At 74.5% G+C, this 18,549-nt stretch carries 14 protein-coding genes; 6 read left to right on the top strand and 8 right to left on the bottom strand.

Going from position 1 to position 18,549, the window contains the following annotated elements; translation table 11 throughout:
• Positions 1–4 precede the first annotated feature (4 nt).
• From ACHZ99_RS14770 to ACHZ99_RS14760, 3 genes are all read right to left on the bottom strand, one after another.
• Complete coding sequence (locus ACHZ99_RS14770; protein ID WP_420305011.1) at positions 5–577, bottom strand: dihydrofolate reductase family protein; 573 nt, start codon at positions 575–577, stop codon at positions 5–7.
• Positions 578–692: 115 nt separating this feature from the next.
• The gene (locus ACHZ99_RS14765) at positions 693–1,790 is read right to left on the bottom strand and encodes a chemotaxis protein (RefSeq protein WP_420305010.1); all 1,098 of its coding nucleotides are present in this window, start codon (positions 1,788–1,790) and stop codon (positions 693–695) included.
• Positions 1,791–1,843: 53 nt separating this feature from the next.
• Positions 1,844–2,719: a universal stress protein gene (locus tag ACHZ99_RS14760; protein ID WP_420305009.1), complete on the bottom strand. Its 876-nt coding sequence runs from the start codon at positions 2,717–2,719 to the stop codon at positions 1,844–1,846.
• A gap of 415 nt (positions 2,720–3,134) precedes the next feature.
• Here ACHZ99_RS14760 and ACHZ99_RS14755 point away from each other — a divergent pair, with 415 nt between their 5' ends.
• The gene (locus ACHZ99_RS14755; RefSeq protein ID WP_420305208.1) at positions 3,135–3,599 is read left to right on the top strand and encodes an RNA polymerase sigma factor; all 465 of its coding nucleotides are present in this window, start codon (positions 3,135–3,137) and stop codon (positions 3,597–3,599) included.
• Entirely contained in the window at positions 3,596–3,961 is a 366-nt protein-coding gene (locus ACHZ99_RS14750; RefSeq protein WP_420305008.1) for a hypothetical protein, read from the top strand. Before ACHZ99_RS14755 ends, ACHZ99_RS14750 begins: the two co-directional genes overlap by 4 nt.
• Before the next feature lie 5 nt (positions 3,962–3,966).
• Here the strand turns inward: ACHZ99_RS14750 and ACHZ99_RS14745 are convergent, their stop codons facing one another.
• The gene (locus ACHZ99_RS14745) at positions 3,967–5,439 is read right to left on the bottom strand and encodes a glycoside hydrolase family 76 protein (protein WP_420305007.1); all 1,473 of its coding nucleotides are present in this window, start codon (positions 5,437–5,439) and stop codon (positions 3,967–3,969) included.
• A gap of 132 nt (positions 5,440–5,571) precedes the next feature.
• On the opposite strand from ACHZ99_RS14745, the gene ACHZ99_RS14740 reads away from it, so the two are divergent.
• The gene (locus ACHZ99_RS14740; protein WP_420305006.1) at positions 5,572–7,902 is read left to right on the top strand and encodes an AbfB domain-containing protein; all 2,331 of its coding nucleotides are present in this window, start codon (positions 5,572–5,574) and stop codon (positions 7,900–7,902) included.
• A gap of 70 nt (positions 7,903–7,972) precedes the next feature.
• Here the strand turns inward: ACHZ99_RS14740 and ACHZ99_RS14735 are convergent, their stop codons facing one another.
• Entirely contained in the window at positions 7,973–9,436 is a 1,464-nt protein-coding gene (locus ACHZ99_RS14735; protein ID WP_420305005.1) for a multicopper oxidase family protein, read from the bottom strand.
• 386 nt (positions 9,437–9,822) lie between these two features.
• Positions 9,823–12,045 (bottom strand): MMPL family transporter, encoded by a 2,223-nt coding sequence (locus ACHZ99_RS14730; RefSeq protein ID WP_420305004.1) that lies wholly within the window; start codon positions 12,043–12,045, stop codon positions 9,823–9,825.
• Positions 12,046–12,217: 172 nt separating this feature from the next.
• Here ACHZ99_RS14730 and ACHZ99_RS14725 point away from each other — a divergent pair, with 172 nt between their 5' ends.
• Positions 12,218–12,994 carry a TetR/AcrR family transcriptional regulator gene (locus tag ACHZ99_RS14725; protein ID WP_420305003.1) on the top strand — a complete coding sequence of 259 codons (777 nt, stop codon included), beginning with the start codon at positions 12,218–12,220 and terminating at the stop codon, positions 12,992–12,994.
• A 55-nt stretch (positions 12,995–13,049) separates the two neighbouring features.
• Here ACHZ99_RS14725 and ACHZ99_RS14720 read toward each other — a convergent pair whose 3' ends face one another.
• Entirely contained in the window at positions 13,050–15,506 is a 2,457-nt protein-coding gene (locus ACHZ99_RS14720; RefSeq protein WP_420305002.1) for a protein kinase domain-containing protein, read from the bottom strand.
• A gap of 247 nt (positions 15,507–15,753) precedes the next feature.
• Between ACHZ99_RS14720 and ACHZ99_RS14715 the strand changes: the two genes are divergently transcribed.
• The gene (locus tag ACHZ99_RS14715) at positions 15,754–16,449 is read left to right on the top strand and encodes a hypothetical protein (RefSeq protein WP_420305001.1); all 696 of its coding nucleotides are present in this window, start codon (positions 15,754–15,756) and stop codon (positions 16,447–16,449) included.
• An 80-nt stretch (positions 16,450–16,529) separates the two neighbouring features.
• Here ACHZ99_RS14715 and ACHZ99_RS14710 read toward each other — a convergent pair whose 3' ends face one another.
• Positions 16,530–17,669 carry an N-acetylmuramoyl-L-alanine amidase gene (locus ACHZ99_RS14710; protein ID WP_420305000.1) on the bottom strand — a complete coding sequence of 380 codons (1,140 nt, stop codon included), beginning with the start codon at positions 17,667–17,669 and terminating at the stop codon, positions 16,530–16,532.
• Between the two features lie 234 nt (positions 17,670–17,903).
• Here ACHZ99_RS14710 and ACHZ99_RS14705 point away from each other — a divergent pair, with 234 nt between their 5' ends.
• Positions 17,904–18,539 (top strand): helix-turn-helix domain-containing protein, encoded by a 636-nt coding sequence (locus ACHZ99_RS14705; RefSeq protein ID WP_420304999.1) that lies wholly within the window; start codon positions 17,904–17,906, stop codon positions 18,537–18,539.
• Positions 18,540–18,549 lie beyond the last annotated feature (10 nt).

Genomic DNA, 18,549 nt, shown 5'->3' with positions numbered 1-18,549 from the left:
CCGGTCAGCGGACGACGTCGAAGACGTTCTTCTGGATGCCGTTGGCGTACACCTCGTGCTCGACCAGCTTCAGCTTCTGGGTGTCCTTGGACGTGTCGCTGTACAGCCGCTTGCCGGCGCCCAGCAGCAGCGGGAACACCAGCAGGTGGTACCGGTCGACGAGGCCCGCGTCGGAGAGGCTGTGGTTCAGCCCGGCGCTGCCGTGCACGATGATCGGGCCGCCCTCGGTCTCCTTCAGCGCGGCGACGTCGTCCATCGAGCGCAGGATGGTGGTGTCCCCCCAGTCGGCGACGAGGTCGTCCTCGGCGAGGGTGGTGGAGACGACGTACTTCGGCAGGACCTTGTACCGGGCGAACTCCTCCATGCCCGGCCACACCGGGCTGAACGCCTCGTAGCTGACGCGGCCCATCATCAGCGCGTCGGACTCCTCCTGCTCCCGGCCCTTGATCTCGTACGCCTCGGGGAGGAACTCGACGTCCTTGAAGGTCCAGCCGGAGTTTCGGTAGCCCGGCTCGCCGCCGGGGGCTTCCACGACGCCGTCGAGCGAGACGAAGGCGGTGCTGATGAGGGTACGCATGATCGGTGGCTCCTGGTCCGGGGTGTCCGGCGGGGGTTCCGCCCCGCCGCGTGCGGTCATCCTGTACGACGGCGTGGCGCGCCGGAACTCATCGCCCGGCGGGGGCCCGATCCGCTCAGTAGCGCAGCACCGCGGCGATCCGGTCGTGGTCCGCGAGGGCGTCGTCGGGGACGAAGACGACCTGCGCACCGGTGTCGAGCGCCTTCTCGACGATCTCGTCGACGATGTCGGGGCGCGCCCGCGGGTCGTCGTCCTCGGCGGGGACCAGGTGATCGTCGTCGGCCGAGCGCACGGTGACGCGGTAGTTCTCCTCGACGACGAGGCGGTGGATCCGGCCGTCGGAGACCTTCGCCCACACCTCGTCCACGCCGCCGGCGAAGGCCCGGCGGCCCCGGGCCTCGTCCAGGGCGCCGACCGCCTCCTCGGTCTCGCGGCGGCCCTGGGCCGCCCGGGCGGGGGCGACGGCCCGTACGACCGCCTCCGGGGGGCCCTGGGCCAGGCCGCCGTGCGGGATGTGCACCGCGGTGGCGGTGGCGGTGCCGGCGTCGGCGAGGAGGGAGAGGGCGGCGTCCTCGCCGGTGACGTAGAGGGGGCGGGGGTCCTGGCGCAGCACCGAGTGCAGCGCCGCGTCGGCGTCCCGCAGGAAGTGGCGGACCTCCTCGTCGCGGAAGGTGCTGGGGGTGTCCCCGATCCGCTCCTCGCGCTCGGTGTCGGTGTTGTCGGGGCTCCTGGTCATCGGGAAGCCGCCGGCGGTGGCCTCGGTGACGTGCCGGCCGGAGCCGCTCCAGAGGGTGACGCGGTCCGCGGCCAGGGACAGCACCCAGTACGGGCGCTGCGCGGCGTAGGCGGCGACGAGGTTGCGGGTGAGGAACGTCTCGGAGAGCACGACCCGTTCGGGGACGGCGCGCGGGAGCGCGTACACGTGCTGCTCGTCGGCGGCGGCGAGGACGACGAGGCCGTCCAGCGCCCGGGCGAGGTCGGTCTCGTCGACGGCCGCGGTGAGCTGCGCGCGGATCGCGTCGCGGGCCGCGCGGGTCACGCCGGGGTCGCGGTCGAGCCGCCGCTCGGCCTCGGCGAGGACGTTGCGCAGCCGCACGGAGTCCTCGGCGTTGCGGGGCGCGCGCCGGTCCGTCGGCAGCGTGAGGGACACGGCGGGGTACGGGCGGGGCTCGCGCAGCTCCGCGAGCGCGGTGGGGGTGAGCGAGGTGTGCATGGTGCCCTTTCGGGGTCCGTCGTACGTCGTCCGGGGGGCGTGGGTACGCGGGGTCACTCGCGGGTGCCGCGTACGACGGCGACCGGGCAGTGGGCGTGCTGCAGGAGCGCCTGGCTGACCGAGCCGAGCAGCAGCCCGGTGAAGCCGCCGCGGCCGCGGGCGCCGGTGACGAGGAGGCCGGCGTCCCTGCTCGCCGCGATGAGCAGTTCGCGGGCCGAGCCCTCGACGACGCTGCGCTCGACCGGCACGTCCGGGTACGCCGTCCCGGCCGCCGCCAGCGCCTCGGTCAGCACGCGCTCGCCCTCCGCGCCCGGTGCGGCCGGGGTTCCGGGCGCGCCCCGGCCGTCCGGCGGGTGCCGGGCCCACGCGCTGCTCACGTGCAGGGCGACGAGGCCGACCTGCCGCCGGGACGCCTCGGCGAAGGCGAAGCCGACCGCGTCGGCCCCGGCCGCGGAGCCGTCGACCGCCAGCAGCACCGGGCCGCCGGGGCCGGGGCCGCCGCCGCGTACGACCAGCACCGGGCAGTGGCCGTACGCGCACAGGTCGACGGCCGTGGAGCCGACGAGCAGCCGGGTGAAGGTGCCGAGCCCGCGGGTGCCGACCACCGCCAGCGGGGCCTTCTCCGACTCGTCGATCATGACCTGCGTCGTCTCGCCGGTGACGACCTCCCCGTCGGCGGGTACGTCCGGCGCCGCCTTCCGGGCGTGCGCCACGGCGTCGTCGACGATCTTCCTGGCCTCCCGGCGGAGTTCGTCGTCCCCCGGGAGCACCGCGGCGACGCCGGGGTAGACGCCGAAGGCCGGCCAGAGGAACGCGTGCACCACCCGCAGCCCGGACCCGCGCAGCTGCGCCTCCCGCGCGGCGGCCGCGACCGCCTCCAGGCTCCCCGCGGAGCCGTCCACACCCACGACGACCGGGGCACTCTCCATCCCGCCACTCTCCGTTCCGCGAGCCGCACACCTCCCGCGGGCGGGGCCGCGCCCGGGGTCCGTCTCCGAGCCTGTGCCACGCCCGCCGGACGCACCAGCGCTGCGCCCGCAGTCGGGTGAGAAGGTGAATCCTTTCCGGGCCCGCCGGTCTCCTATGTGTGTACTGCAGTCCGTGTACCGGCCGAAGGGGCCGGTGAAACCGGGAGGAGACATCCATGATGGTCGCCGGCCTCGTGGCGATGGGAGCCGTGCTCGTGGGCGCGTGCAGTTGGCATCTGGTACGGCGCGCCCGCGGCCGGAGCCGGCGAGCCCGGTGAACCGGCGCTTCCGCTGGCCCGACGAGCGGCTGGTCCGGGCCGCCCGGGACGGCGACGCCGCCTCGCTCGCCGACGTCGTCGTGCAGTCGCGGCCGCACGTGCGCAGGTTCGCCCTGTCGCTGTGCGCCACGCCGCAGGACGCGGAGGACGCGGCGCAGGAGGCGCTGATCGTCCTGTACCGGAAGATCGGCACGCTGCGGGCCACCGGTGCGCTCGCGTCGTGGATGTTCCGGATCGTACGCAACGAGTGCCTCCGGCAGGCGCGACTGCTTCTCCCGCGGCGCGACGACGCGTCGGCTGGACCGGAGGCGGCCGCGGAGCCGTCCGCCGAGGACGCGGTGCTGCACCGGCTGGAGGCGGAGCGGATCGCGGCGGCGGTCTGCGCCCTGCCCCGGGACCAGCGGGAGGTCCTGATCATGCGGGACGTGCACGGGCTGCCGGGCAAGGCGGTGGCCCGGGCGCTGGGGCTGAGCGGGGCGGCGATGAAGTCCCGGCTGCACAGGGCGCGCGCGGCGCTGCGGCACTCACTGACCACGGACGCCGGAGGAGGCACGCCCTCGTGAACACTGTGAACGCCGTGAAGCCGGTGACCGGCGGAGGCCGGCCCGCGGAGACCGCGCAACCCGCCCCGTCCGCCCCTCCCGCCATGTCGGGCCCTCCCGCCACGTCCGCCACGTCCGTCCCGCGCCAACTCGCGCGCGGCGCCCTCGGCTTCGGGCTGCTCGCCGGCTCGCTCGCCCTGCTGCCCGTCGCCGGCCCGGCCGCCCTGCTCGGCGTCCCGGCGGCCCTGGTCGTCTTCCGCGGCTGCCCCGCCTGCTGGCTCGCCGGCCTCGCGCAGAGCCTCTCCCGCGGCCGCCTCGAACGCCGCTGCACGGACGGCGCCTGCACCGTGGCCGGATCAGCCCGGCCGCGCCCGCCGGGCTGATCCGGCTACGGCGCCGCGTTCATCAGGTCCAGCGCGCTCTGCTGGCGGGCCGCGTCCGTCCGGTCGAGCGGGCCGTACCAGTGCAGCCCGTACTGGTCGAGGGCGTTGCGGTCGTCCGCGTACGCCCGGTCCGCCTGGCGCCGCAGGTAGCCGGTGTACGGGTGGTCGGGCAGGGCGGCGTTGAGTTTGCCCAGGCCGCGGACATGGGCGCCCTTGAACGACGGGCCGTCCGCGCCGCAGTCGCCCGGCTCGCAGGGGTCGCGCAGTACGCCGTCGGCGGTGTGCAGGGACGGGGCCGTGGTGGCGGCGTCGGCGAGGCGGCGGGCGGTCGTCAGGAGCGCGTCGTCGCCGGTGGCGCGGTGGAGTTCGGTGAGGGCGCCGAGCAGCACGCCCTGGTTGTACGACCAGACCGGCCGGCCGTTGTTACGGCAGGTGCCCAGGTCGATGCCGTCGTTGACCAGGGAGGATCCGTTGATCATGCCGGTGCCCCGGAACCAGCTCCAGCCGTCGCGCGCCCGCGCCAGATACGCGGTGTCGCCCGGGATCCGGTTGTGCAGGGCCGCGTTGAGGTGGATGTAGAGGGAGTTGGAGATGGCGTTCTTGTACGTCTTGTCCTGGCTCCACCACACGCCGCCGCCGCAGGTGCCGTCCCAGTACGCGGCCATGTGGTCGGCGTCGGCGCGGGCGGTGTCCAGGTAGCGGGGGTCGCCGGTCAGGTCGTACGCGGCGATCCACGCCAGGCCCCACCAGCCGGTGTCGTCGAGGTAGTCGTTGCGGAACCGGCCCTGGTGGGCGTCGAGTTGCCGGTCGTAGGTGTGCGCGATGGCGTACTCGTAGCTGCGCATGCCGCTGACGCGGATGTTGTCGATCACGGCGGTGAGCGCGTTGGCGGAGTTCCACCAGCCGGTGGTGGCGAAGAGGCCGGTGTCCCGGTCGTAGAAGGACATCTGGGCGGTGGCGGCGGCGGTTCTGCGGTCCCAGGCGTTCCAGGTGCTGCGGGCCCAGGGGGTGCAGGCGATGTCGGGGCGGTCGGCGGCCTTGCCGCAGGCGCGCAGCGCGCCGACGCCGCGGGCCGCCCAGTCGTCGACGTTGTACATCCCGGTGCGCCAGCCGCCCTGTCCGGCGGGGACGGCCGTGTGGCCGAGCCGGCTGCCGCCGGCCCAGGTGCGGCCGCCGTCGAAGGAGCGGTCGAGCCAGACCTCGTCGCCGGGGGCGCCGCCGTCGATCGTCGCCCAGCCCATCGCGCTGGCGTCGTCCACGTGCAGCGCGAGGGTGCGGGAGAAGAGGGTGGTGGAGACGGCGGTGCGGTCGGCGGTGGCCCGGGCGGGGTCGCGGGCGTCGCAGTAAACGTTGCAGATTTCCGCGGGGCGGGGCACGGCGGCGGGCGCCTGCCGCGCGACGGACGTGGGGGCGGGGACGGCGGCCAGTGAGCCGGCGGCCAGCGCGGCCGTCACCGTAATCGTCGCTAAGCGCTTCATATGCACCACGGTGGCTTGATGTCATGTTTACGTCAATGACTCCGGCCCCGGGTCTGGACCAATCGTCCGGGGAGTGGTGTCGTACGTCGTGAGCCTTCTCTTTATAACGTTGTAGAGAAACCGGAGGACACCGTGCCCACCCCCTTACGGCGACTACTCGTCTCCGCGGCCGCCCTCGCCCTCCTCGGCACCGGCCTCGCCGCCGCCCCGCCGGCCACGGCCGGCACCGCCGCCGACTGGACCCCCAAACCCCCGCCCATGACGACCCCGTGGACCGACGACGTCCCCGTCGACGCCCCGCTGCCCGAGTACCCGCGCCCGCAGCTCACCCGCCCCGACTGGGCCAACCTCAACGGCATCTGGGACTTCGCCGTCACCGGGCGCGACGCCGGGCCGCCCGGCTCGTACGACCAGCAGATCCGCGTCCCGTTCGTCGCGGAGTCCGCCCTCTCCGGCGTCCAGCGCCGGGTCACCGAGCACGACAAGCTCTGGTACCAGCGCACCTTCACCGTCCCCGCCGACTGGGCCGGCCGCCGCGTCGTGCTCAACTTCGGCGGCTCCGACTGGGAGACGACCGTCTTCGTCAACGGCCGGCAGGCCGGCGAGCCGCACCGCGGCGGCTTCGACGCCTTCAGCCGCGACATCACCGGCCTGCTCACCGCCGGCGAGAACACCCTCACCGTCTCGGTGTACGACCCGACCGAGGCCGGCGGCCAGGCGGTCGGCAAGCAGCGCCGCGACCACGACATCCTCCCGCACCCCGGCGGCGGCATCTTCTACACCGCCGCCTCCGGCATCTGGCAGACCGTCTGGCTGGAGCCCGTCGCGCCCGCGCACGTCACCCGGCTCGACCTGGTGCCCGACCTCGGCGACGACGCCCTCGACGTCACCGTCCACGGCGCCGGGCTCGCCGGGCACACCGCCCGCGTCACCGTCCTCGACGGCGACACCGTCGCCGGCACCGCCACCGGCCCGGCGGGCGGCACGTTCTCCGTACCCGTACCGGATCCGCACCTGTGGTCGCCGGACGACCCGTTCCTCTACGACGTGACCGTCGAACTCCTCGCCCCCGACGGCACCCCCGTCGACACCGTCGGCAGCTACACCGGCATGCGCTCCATCGGCCTCGCCGAGGTGAAGGGCGTCCGGCGCCCCGTGCTCAACGGCGAGTTCGTCTTCCAGACCGGCACCCTCGACCAGGGCTACTGGCCCGACGGCATCTACACCGCCCCCACCGACGAGGCGCTGAAGTACGACCTGCTGGCGATGAAGGACCTCGGCTTCAACATGGTCCGCAAGCACCTCAAGGTCGAGCCGCAGCGCTGGTTCTACTGGGCCGACCGGCTCGGGCTGCTCGTCTGGCAGGACATGCCGTCGATGGCCACCGGCAGGACGCCGAGCGCGCAGGCGCGCGTGCAGTGGGAGGCGGAGTACGACGCCGTCATCGACCAGCACCTCTCCTCCCCCGCGCTGGTGACCTGGGTGAACCAGAACGAGGGCTGGGGGCAGTACGACCAGGCGCGCATCGCCGACGAGGTCAAGGCCCGCGACCCGTCGCGGCTCGTCGACAACATGAGCGGCGTCAACTGCTGCGGCGCCGTCGACGGCGGCAACGGCGACCTCGTCGACCACCACGTCTACGTCGGCCCCGGCAACACCCCGCCCGGCGCCACCCGCGCCGCCGTCCTCGGCGAGTACGGCGGCCTCGGCTACCGGGTCCCCGGCCACGAGTGGTACCCCGGCGGCGGCTTCAGCTACGAGGACCAGCCGAGCCTCGCCGCGCTGAACGACCGGCTCACGGGGCTGCTGGACACCCTGCGCGAGCACTCCCTGCCCGCCGGGCTCTCGGCGGCGGTCTACACCGAGACCACCGACCTGGAGAACGAGGTCAACGGCCTGCTCACGTACGACCGGCAGGTGGTGAAGGTCGACGCCGCCCGCGTCCGGGCCGCGAACGAGGCGCTGATCGCCGCCTCCCGCGACCCGGCGACACCCGCGGCGCTGCCCCTCGGCGAGTACGTCTCGCTGCGGGTGACCACCCCCGGCCACACCGGCCGCTACCTGCGGCACACCGACGCCCTCGCCACCACCGAGGTGGTCACCCCGGCCAGCGGCGACCTGCTCAAGCAGGACGCCACCTGGAAGGTCGTACGCGGCCTCGGCAACCCGCTGTGCTACTCCTTCGAGTCCCGCAACTACCCCGGCGAGTACCTGCGCCACCGCGACTTCCGGGTGCGCCGCGAGGGCGGCGACGGCGTGCTGTTCCGCGAGGACGCCACGTTCTGTCCGGCGCCCGGCGGCGGCGGGGTGCGGCTGTCCTCGGCGAACCTGCCGGGCGCCTTCGTCCGCCACATCGACGCCGAGGTCTGGCTCGCCCGGCTGGGCGACGACCACGCCTGGGACAACCCGGCGACCTTCACCGAGGACACCACGTGGGCCGTGGAGGCACCCTGGGCGCCGTAGGGACGCCGCACGGACGCGCGGCCGGCCGGAGGGTTCCGCCCCTCCGGCCGGCCGCGACGGTGCCGGGGCGTCAGCTGATCTTCATCGTGGCCATCATGCCCATCGCGGAGTGGTCCAGCATGTGGCAGTGGTAGACGTACGAGCCCCGGTGGGCGTCGAACGTCGCCTGGACCTTGACGGTCTCGTTCGGGCGGAGGTTGACGGTGTCCTTCAGCCCGGCCTCGCCCGGGCCCGGGGCCCGGCCGTCCCGCTCCAGGACGCGGAACTGGACCAGGTGCATGTGGAAGTTGTGCCAGGCGAGCTGGTTGAGGTTCTTCACCGTCCAGACCTCGCTGGCGCCGAACCGGATCTGCTGGTCCACCCGGGACGGGTCGTAGAGCTTCTCGTCGATGTACGCGTGCGGGTCCGCCCGGCCGTCCTCGTCCATCCGCAGGGTGACGGTGCGCTCGGCGGTGGGCTGCGGCAGCGGGGGCAGCTCGCGCAGCACGGACGGGACGCTGCTGTTGTCCTCGGCGGTGCGGACGATGTCGAAGCGGAGGACCTGGCCGACGAGTTCGGGGTTGCCGAAGCCGCCGCTGTTCTTCAGCACGACGCTGCTGCCGACGGGGTAGCGGGAGAAGTCGATGACGACGTCGGCGCGCTCGGCGGCGGACAGCGGGAGGGTGGCGGTGGAGTGCGGGCGGGGCAGCAGCCCGCCGTCCGAGCCGATCTGGACCATCTCGCTGCCGTCCTCCAGGCCCAGCTCCATGTAGCGCTGGTTGGAGCAGTTGAGGAAGCGGATGCGGTACTTGCGGGCGGCGACCTCGACGTACGGGTACGCCTTGCCGTTGGCGAGCATCGTGGAGCGCTGCCGGTCGCTCATCGTGTAGTGCAGGCCGGTCTCGTCGATGTTGGCGTCCCGGACGGCGATGGGCAGGTCGTACTCGCCGGTGGGCAGCGGCAGCGACTCCTCGTGGTCGTCGGTGAGGAGGTACGAGCCGGACAGGCCGCGGTAGACGTTCTCGGACTCCAGGTGGTGTGCGTGGTCGTGGTACCAGAGCGAGGCGTGCGGCTGGTTGTTGGGGTAGAAGTACGTACGGTCCTGGCCCGGGGCGATGGTCTCCATCGGCTGACCGTCGTGCTCCTGGGCCACCTCCCCGCCGTGCAGGTGCACCGACGTGGGCACGTCCAGCCGGTTGCGCTGGTGGATCACGACGGGCCGGCCGCGGCGGGCCTTGATCAGCGGACCGGGGAAGGCGCCGTCGAACGTGAGCACCCGCGTCCGGATGCCGGGGAGTATCTCCGCCATCGCCGGCTTCATCGTCATCACGTAGACGTCCAGGCCGCCGACCGACGACACCGGCGACAGCACCCTGGGCAGCGGCATCGCCTGGGTGAAGGGGGTCGTGGCGAGCGCCCCGGTGTCCGCGGCCGGCTCCGCGCCGGCCCGCTCCGCGCCGACGGCCGGTGTCGCGGCCGTCGGGACCAAAGCGGCTCCGGTAACCCCCGTCGCCGTGGCCATACCAGCAGCGAGTACCCTGCGCCGACTCACCATGAAAAGTGCCTCCATCGAGCTGTGACTGTTGCGTCCCGGCATGCCGCCACCACGACGATGTGGCCCGCGGCGTGGGGGATGAGGGTCGTTGCGCACGGACGGTCCCGCACCGGGGTCGTGTCACCCGGTACGGGAAGGTCCGTACGGCCACCGTCGCGGGCCGGGACCGGGAGCCGTTGGCCTCGGCCCGCCACGGGTTCAGCGGGATCCGTTACGGATCGACGGGAGGTGTGAGCGACTCGCACCTCTCGGCGGCAGTATGGAACGCGCCCCTTGGTGCCGACTTGATTTCCTGGAGGGGGGATGGCCGCAACGCCCGTTGGAGACTGATTTATTCTTCAACTAAGTGAACGCAGGTCAGGGTACCCGGCGTTCACCTGCCGGCCTCACCGCCCGGCGGGCAGCCGCGGCGGCAGCGGGACCGCGGTCCCCGGCACCGGGCCGCCCTCGCTCAGCCCGAAGCGGCGGTGGAAGCGGCGCAGCGGGCCCGGGGCGTACCACGCGGAGCGGCCGAGGAGGCGCATCGCGGCGGGCACCAGGACCCCCCGGACGGCGACCGCGTCGATGAGGATGGCCAGACCGCTGCCGAGGCCGAACATCTGCATGAAGCTGATCTGCGCGGTGCCGAACGCGAAGAAGCTGACCGCGAGCAGACAGGCCGCGGCGCTGACGATGCGCCCGGTGTGGCCGAGGCCGTCGGCCACGGCGGTCCCGGTGTCCGCGCCCTGCTCGTGCAGCTCCTTGATCCGGCTGGTGACGAAGACCTCGTAGTCCATGGACAGGCCGAAGGCAATGCAGAACATGAGCATCGTCATCGACACCTCCATCGGCTGCGGGGTGAAGCCGAAGACCGAGGACAGGTTGCCGTCCTGGAACATCCACGTCATCACGCCCAGGGTCGCGCCCAGGCTGACCAGGTTCAGGACGAGCGCGCGGAGCGGCTGCACCACGCTGCCGGTGAAGAGGAAGAGCAGCGCGAACGTGGTGAGCGCGACGAGCGCGACGGCGAGCGGCAGCCGGCCTGCGAGGGAGTCCTTGGAGTCCACCAGCGCCGCGGCGGTCCCGCCGACCTGCGGTGCGGTCCCGGCGGGGGGTGCGACCGCGCGTACGTCCCCGACGAGCTCCTGGCCGGCGTCCGTCTTCGGCGCCGCCTCGCCGATCACGCTGAGCTGCTGCGCCTCCGGGCTGCCGAGGGCGGCGTTGCCCGCGCCCGCGGGCTCGCCCGCCGCGTACGTCCCGGTGGCGGCCTCGACGCGGACGACGCCGTCGAGGGCGGAGAGCTCACGCGCGTACGAGGTCAGCGGGGCCTCGGCGACGGTGTCGTCGATGACGACGTGCACGGCCGCGTCGTCGTTGCCCGCGAAGTCCTCCCGCAGCACCGTGGCGACCTGCCTGCTCTCGGAGTCCTCGGGCAGCACCCGCTCGTCCGGCGTGCCGAAGGTGATGCCCAGCAGCGGGCTCGCCGCCAGCAGCAGCACCGCGAGCACCGGCAGCGCCGTGATCCCGGGCCGCCGCATGACGGTACGGGCCAGCCGCCCCCACAGCGGCGAACCGCTGTCGCCGCGCCCGGGCTTCGCCCACGGCAGCCGGCCGCTGTTGACGCGGTGGCCGAGCACGGCGAGCAGCGCCGGCATGACGAACAGCGTGCCGAGCGCCGCGATCGCGACGACGCCGACCCCGGCGTAGCCGAACGACCGCAGGAAGTACTGCGGGAAGATCATCAGCGCCGCGAGCGCCGCGGCCACCGTGGCGGCGGAGAACATCACCGTACGGCCCGCGGTGTGCACCGTCGTGCGGACGGCGTCGGGGACGGACGCGCCCGCGCCGAGCTGCTCGCGGAACCGGCTGACCATCAGCAGCGCGTAGTCGATGCCCAGCCCGAGGCCCAGGGCCGTGGTGAGGTTGACCGCGGAGACCGAGACGTCGGTGACGCTGCCCAGGACGAAGAGCTGCGCGAACGTGCCCACGATGGCGAGGAGCGCGATGGCCAGCGGCAGCAGCGCCGCGACCACGCTGCCGAAAACGAACAGCAGCAGGAGCAGCGTCAGCGTCACGGCGATCGACTCGGCGAGGACGAGGTCCTTCCCCACCTGCGCGGACAGCTCGGTGTCGACGGCGCTGCCACCGCCGGCCCGGACGTCGAGGCCGCCGTCCCGCTCCCCGGTGAAGGCGTCGACGATGCCCTCGGCGTTCTCCGCGCGCTCCGTCTCCTCGCCCTCGACGTGCGCGAGCACCAGGGCCTCGCCGCGGTCCTCGGAGCGCAGGGCCGGGTTGGCGTCGTCCCAGTACGAGACGACGTTCGTCACGCGCCCGTCCGCCTTCAGCTCGGCCACCAGCTCGCGGCCGCCCGTCGCGACCGGCCGGGCGTCGACGTCCACGCCGTCGTCCGTGGCCGTGACGAGCAGGACGAGGTTCGTCTCCCCGCCGAACCTGTCGTCGATGATCTCGCTCGCCCGCGAGGACTGGGAGGACGGGTCGTCGTAGCCGCCTCCCTTCAGCTTGCCGAAGGCCCCCGCGCCGACGGCGCCCATGAGGACGACCGCGACGGCGGCGACGACGAGTACCAGCCGGGACCGGCGGATCGCCAGTTCGGCTATGCGGTTGAACACGGGGTTCTCCTTTGAGTACTTACTGTGAAATGTCGCCGCAACCGGCAGGGGGCCGGCCCTGGTTGACGCGGGGGGTGACGGGGAGGGGGCCGGCGCGCACGACGGTAGCCAGACGGCGGAGAATTTGGCAGTGTTAAGTTTTTCTGACAAGGAGCAAGGAAGGGAGAAGGCCGTGCCCGTGCCCGCATCCGTGACCGGGTCCGAGGACGAACGCCGGACGCCCCCGCCGTCGCTGCGCGAGCGGCGCCGGGCGGCCGCGGTCCGGGAGATCGTGGAGGCCGCCGAGGCGCACATCGCCGCGAACGGCCCGGCGGCGCTGTCGCTGCGCGCGGTCGCGCGGGGGCTGGGGATGACGGTGCAGGCGCTGTACCACTACTTCCCGAGCCGGGACGCGCTGCTGACGACGCTCATCGCCAAGACGTACGACGACCTGGTGGCGACGGTGCAGAACGCGGTGGCCGAGGCCGGGACGGCGGGGCCGGACGGGTCAGCGGACGGGGCGAGCTTCATCGCCGCGACCGAGGGCTACCGCCGCTGGGCCGTGGCCCACCCGGAGCGGTTCCAGCTGATCTACGGCACGCCCCTGCGGCACTACGCGGCCCCCGTCGAGGGCCCGACGACGCAGGCCGTGCGCCGGATGAGCGCCGTCTTCGAGCACGAGCTGTTCGGCGCGTACACGAGGGAGCAGCTCGCCGCGGCCGACGTCCCGGCGCTCTCCCCCGAACTCCACGCCTACCTGGCACGGCTGCGCCCCGGCGAGGACCCGCGGGGCCTGCCGCCCGCGGCGCTCGCGCTGCTGATGAGCTACTGGGGGCACTTGCACGGGCTGGTGGTGCTGGAGGTGTTCGGGCACACCTCGTTCCTCGGCGAGCACCGGGCGGAGCTGTTCCGCATGTCGATGCGGAACCTGCTGGCGGACGTCCGGCGCCGCGTCCCGGCGGCCCCGTAGCCCGGGCGGCGGACCCGTGGGCCCGCGGCCCTCCGGCGGGGGCGCACCGCGGGGATCAGGCCGCGGACTCCCCCTCGATGCGCGCCCGGTCGGCGGCCAGCTCGGCCCGCAGGCGCTCCGCCTCCTCGTGCTCCCCCGCCGCTTCGAGGTGGCCGGCCTGGTGGTCGCGCGCGGCCAGGGCTTCGGGGTGGTCCGGACCCCCGACCCGGGTCCAGTCGGCCGCGACCCCGGCCAGCAGCCGGGCCGCCTCGGCGTGCTCCCCCGCCTCCCCGAGGTAATGGGCACTGCAGTGGCGCGCCCTCAAGGTGTCGACGCTGTCGGGCCCCAGGACGCGGGCCCAGTCGGCCGCGACCCCGGCCATCAACCGCGCCGCCTCGGCGTACTCGCCCCCTTCGCCCAGCTCCCACCCGTGGTGGTGGCGGACCTGGACGGCGTCGCGGTGGTCGGGGCCCTGGACGCGGGCACGGTCGGCGACCAGGTCGGCGTACAGCCGTGCCGCGTCCAGGTGCTGTCCCGTCCCGCCGAGATGACCGGCGTGGCGTTCACGCGCGCTCAGGGTGTCGAGGTGGTCGGGCCCCAGGACACGCGCGCGGTCGGCGGCCAGCCCCGCGTACGCGCGGGCGGCCTCCCCGTACCGCCCGGCCTCACCGAGCTGACCGGCGTGGCGCTCGCGCGTGTGCAGGGTGTCCAGGTGGTCCGGGCCCAGGACGCGGGCCTGGTCGGCGGCCAGCTCCGCGTACGCGCGGGCGGCCTCCCCGTGCTCCCCCGCCTCCCCGAGGTGGCGGGCGCGGGCCCCGCGGGCGGCCAGGGTCTCGGAGTGGTCGGGGCCCAGCAGCCGGGCCTGGTCGGGGATGAGCGCGGCGAGCAGGCGGGCGGCCTCCGCGCGGTCGCCCGCCTCCCCCAGGTAGTGCGCGTGCAGCAGGCGGGCGACCAGGGTTTTGACGTGGTCGGGGCCGTGCACCCGGAGCCGGTCGTCGAGGAGGACGGAGAAGAGGCGCGCGGCCTGCGCGTAGTCCCCCGTCTCGGCGGTGTTGAGGGCCTGGAGGTGGCGGGCGAGCAGCGTGTCGGCGTGGTCGGGGCCCAGCAGGCGTATGTGGTCCGCGACGACGTCGGTCAGCAGCCGGACGGCTTCCTCCTGGCGCCCGATGTTCCCGAGGGCCTCGGCGTACTGCCGGCGGGCGAGCAGGGTGTTGATGTCGTCGGCGCCGCGTTGCCGTTCGAGCGCCGGGACGACGTCGGTCAGTATCTCCGCGGCCTCCGCGTACCGCCTCGTGTCCATGAGCGCCGAGGCGTGCTGCTGGCGGGTGTTGACGACGTCGGGGTGGTCGGGCCCCTGCGCCCGGATGCGGTCCGCGACGAGGGCGGCGAGCAGCCGCTCGGCCTCCTCGTAGTCGCCCTTCTTCGTGGCCCGGAGCGCGTGCCACTGGCGGCGGTTCAGGGCGCGGGGCCGGTCGGCCCTGGGTGTGCGGCGGCGGCCGGAGGCGGGCGGGGGGGCCGGCCGGGGGGCCTCCTCGGCCGGCTGCGTGGGGGTGTAGGGCGGGGGCGCGGTCATCGTCGGCGCCTCGTGCGGCGGCGGGGCGGTGCCGGACTCCGTCCCGCCCGCCGTGTCGCGCTCGGTGCCGCGCGCGGTGGACGGTGTCGCACGGGCCCGGATGAGGGCGGTCACGGCCTCGGGCCAGGGCGACGCGGCGGGGAAGCCGGCGTCCGGATCCCAGTCCGCGGCGATCAGGCCGAGGAGTTCGGCGGGGGTGGGCCGGTCGTCCGGGTTCTTGGCCAGGCAGGCGGTGACCAGGGTGCGTATCCGCCCGGGCACCGCGTCCAGCCGCGGCTCGGCGGTGACGACCCGGTGCAGGATGCCCAGCGGCGCGCCGCGGCCGAACGGTTCGACGCCGCCCGCGGCGTACGCCAGCACGGCGCCGCAGGAGAAGACGTCGCCGGCCTGCCGGACCTCGCCGTCCCCGGCCTGCTCCGGGGACATGAACCCCGGCGTGCCGATGGTCGCGCCGGTCCCGGTGAGCACGGTGCCGTCCAGGGCCCGGGAGATCCCGAAGTCGATCACCCGCGGGCCGTCCGCGGCCAGCAGGACGTTCGAGGGCGTGAGGTCGCGGTGGAGCAGCCCCTCGGCGTGGATGGCCTGCAACGCCTCGGCCAGCCCGGCCGCCAGGGGCCACACCGAGTCCTCCGGCAGCGGCCCGGCGGCGGCCACGGCCTCGGCGAGGGAGGGGCCGGGCACGTAGAGCGTGGCGATCCACGGCGGGTCGTCCTCCGGGCCGGCCGCCATCACCGGCGCGGTGTACGCGCCGCTGACGGACCGCGCGGCGGCGACCTCACGCCGGAACCGGTCCCGGAACTGCGGCTGCCGCGCGAGGTGGGCGTGCACCACCTTCACCGCGGCCGCCCGCCCGCCGGGCGACCGGGCGAGGAACACCTCGCCCATGCCGCCGGCGCCGAGGCGGCCGCGTAGCACGAAGTCACCCACCCGGGCGGGGTCGTCAGCCGCCAGCGGCTCCACGGCGCTCCTCCTTCCGTGCCGGGGCCCACATCCGCCGGCACTTACAGGTCCCTACCCAATCACCTGGCCGGCGGGAGCAGTTGCCGGAGGCACGGAAGACGCGGGTACCGGAGGAGGGGACAGACCGGAAAAAGGCGGAACGGGCCCGGTGGGTGGCCTGCGTGCGGGCGCCGTCCCGGGGACCCGTCCCGGGCGGCGGCGGTACGGTACGGGCGGAGCCGGAGGCGGCCGGAAGGGGCGGGGCATCGTGGGGCGGACGCGGCGGGGTGTGGCCGGGGTGGTGCTGGCCGTCGTCGCCGGGCTGGCCGGGCCCGCCGCCTGCACCGGCGGCGACGGGGACGTGTACCGGCGCGGGGGCGAAGACGCGAAGGCATCGGGCCGCCCGTCGCCCTCGCCCGATCCGCTGCCGCGCACGCCTCCGCCGCCGGCGCCCCAGGTCGCCCGGAGCGCCGAGGAGGTGTGCGACTTCACGGAGCCCTTCGAGGCGGGCAAGGTGAAGGCGTACCTTCCCGGCGGCCCGGCCTACAAGGGCCCGGGGCCGCATCCGGCCGTGCTGTTCAAGGACACCCTCGCCGTCGACGAGAGCGAGCCGCCGCAGCTGCCGGGCGACTGGGCGGCGGACTTCGCGAGCGGCGGCGCCCGGCTGGTGGTCTGCCAGTACGACGACGGGGACCACCCGAGCCGCAAGGTCGGCACCTGCACCTACCTCGGCGGCGCGAACGTCGCCGGCGACGGCGAGGTCGACGTCCTGAGCGCGCGTTACGTCTACCGGGTCTTCGAGGCCCGCACCGGCGAGCTGGTCACGAAGTTCACCCTCGACGGCACCACGAGCCCCGAGCGGACCTGCCCCGACGAAGCCCTCTATCCGGCCGACGACTTCCAGCTCGTCACCAGCGGGGCCCTCGCCGACAGGCTCCGCCCGTTCGTCGAGGGCCGCCGCTGACGCGCGCCGGCGCCCGCGACCGCCGCGCCGCCCTCCGGGCGTACGCGACGGCCGCGGTGGTTCCGTACGCGATCAGGCCGTCAGGACAGCAGCCGCTTCCACACCGCCGGGGTGAGCTCCCGGCTCGCCGGCGCCCGCTTTCCGCGGCCGAGCAGCGCCTCCAGCGCCTTCGCGACCTCGCCGCTCGTCCCGGCGCGCCCGCGCGGCGCGATCAGCGGCCAGATGTCCGCGCCCAGGTACCCGGTCTCGTCGGCGCGCCGGTGGAACTCCGCCGAGCACGAGTGCCGGTCGACGCCGCTCACCGCGGCGAGCTTCGCCACGGCGGCCTTCGTCGCGGGGCCGAACAGCCCGTCGGCGGGCAGCCCGGTGAACCCGCGGGCGCGCAGCAGGTGCTGTGCGGCGCGCACCGCCGCGCCGCGGTCGCCGGGCCGCAGCAGCGGCCAGACGGCGGTGCGGTCCGGGGCCGGTACGCCGAGCGTCTCCGCCACCGCTTCGCGCAGCTCCGGCAGCCGCCCGTAGAGCACGTCGCCGGGGCACTCGGTGGAGTTGAAGTCGCGGTGGCCCATGATGTTCTCCACCGGCCGCCCGTACTGCCCGGCGATCCAGGCGACCATCGCGACGAGCGAGTCCCACAGCGCGGCGGGGACGTCGACGTCGGTGTAGAGGCCCTCGTTCTCGATGCCGACGACCTCGCTGTTGTGGCCGCCGACGTTGGCGCCCTGCACGTGCCGGGTGCCGCCGCGCACGACGTCCAGGCTCTCGTGGCGGCCTTCGAGCTGGTAACCGCCGCGGCTGATGGTGAACTGCTGGCCGGTGTCGCCCCAGCCGCGCCCGTCCATGTGGAAGTCCTGGATGGACCGGCAGATTTCCATGGCGTGTTCGAGCGAGTAATCCTCGCTGTTGCCGGGTTCGGCGGTGTGGTGGACGACGATGTACGTCGGCACGTGGTCGAGGACGACGATGTCGATTTCCGGCGGCCGGGCGCCCCATTCCGCGGTGGTGTAGATGCGCGGCTCGGGAGCCGCGAGCGCCCGGGCACCGCGGCCCGCGGCGGTGGCCGCGGCTGTGCCCGCGGCTGGAGCAGCGGGCGCGGAGGTGGCCGCTGACCTGGGCGCGGCGTGTGCGAGGCCGGCCGCGCCGAGCCCGAGCGCGCCGGCCGCGGTGGCGGTCAGCCCGCCGCGGAGCAGCGCGCGGCGGTCGAAACCCGGATGTGCTGCCATCCTGGTCTCCTTCTTCCTGTGGGGGGTGGATGTGAAAATCATAAGGGGTCGGGACATGCGCACGACAACCCCCGGGTAAACAACGACCCGTTATTCGCCGGGGAATTGGGGGGCGACGACTCCCCGCACCAATGGGCCGACCAATGAAAGCGACGATACGCGAATAGTGATTATCTCCGGCGCCGCCTCGCCGGACGCGGGGTAGCCTCTCGCACGACGTGTCGAGGAGGTCCGGTGGTACGGGAACAGGCAGGCCGGGTGCTCGGGGGCAACCTGCGCGCGCTGCGGGCCCGGGCGGGGCTCACCCTCTCCGGGCTGGCGCGCGCCTCCGGCATAGCCAAGGGCACGCTGTCGCAGCTGGAGTCCGGGGCCGGGAACCCCACCATCGAGACGGTGTTCAGTTTGTCGAACGCCCTCGGGGTCCCGGTGTCGTCGCTGCTCACCGAGCGCGCGGACCCGGAGGTGCTGCTCGTGCGCTCGGCCGGGCTCGACGTGCTCAGCAGCGACGCGGTCGACCTGCGGATGCTGCGCCGCATGGACCTTACCGACACCGTCGTCGAGCTGTACGACCAGCGGGTGCGCCCCGGCGCCGTGCAGCACTCCGCCGGCCACCCCGGGCGCGAGCACGTCGTCGTCGTGTCCGGGCGGCTCCGGGTGGGCCCGCCGGAGGCGCCGTACGAGCTGGGCCCCGGCGACTACGTCTGCTTCCCGGCGGCCGGCCCGCACGTCTACGAGACCGCCGGCGGCCCGGTGCTCTCGGTGCTGATGCTGGAGTACCCGGCCGCCGCGCACCCCGTGCCGCCGGTCGCCTCGTGCGCCGTCCCGGCGCCGCGGCAGCACGCGCCGCACGCCCCCGGCCCGGAGGCTTGACCCCCGATCG

It is taken from the genome of Streptomyces sp. MAR4 CNX-425 (genome assembly GCF_048656465.1).
In the GTDB taxonomy this organism is placed as follows: Bacteria; Actinomycetota; Actinomycetes; order Streptomycetales; family Streptomycetaceae; genus Streptomyces.
Note: the sequence above shows the minus strand (reverse complement) of the source record. Positions and strands in the feature narration are given on the sequence as shown.

Coding starts and splice junctions, on each gene's coding strand:
- ACHZ99_RS14745 (WP_420305007.1), bottom strand. CDS start 5,439: ATGAAGCGCTTAGCGACGATTACGGTGACGGCCGCGCTGGCCGCCGGC.
- ACHZ99_RS14760 (WP_420305009.1), bottom strand. CDS start 2,719: ATGGAGAGTGCCCCGGTCGTCGTGGGTGTGGACGGCTCCGCGGGGAGC.
- ACHZ99_RS14770 (WP_420305011.1), bottom strand. CDS start 577: ATGCGTACCCTCATCAGCACCGCCTTCGTCTCGCTCGACGGCGTCGTG.
- ACHZ99_RS14710 (WP_420305000.1), bottom strand. CDS start 17,669: ATGGCAGCACATCCGGGTTTCGACCGCCGCGCGCTGCTCCGCGGCGGG.
- ACHZ99_RS14765 (WP_420305010.1), bottom strand. CDS start 1,790: ATGCACACCTCGCTCACCCCCACCGCGCTCGCGGAGCTGCGCGAGCCC.
- ACHZ99_RS14735 (WP_420305005.1), bottom strand. CDS start 9,436: ATGGTGAGTCGGCGCAGGGTACTCGCTGCTGGTATGGCCACGGCGACG.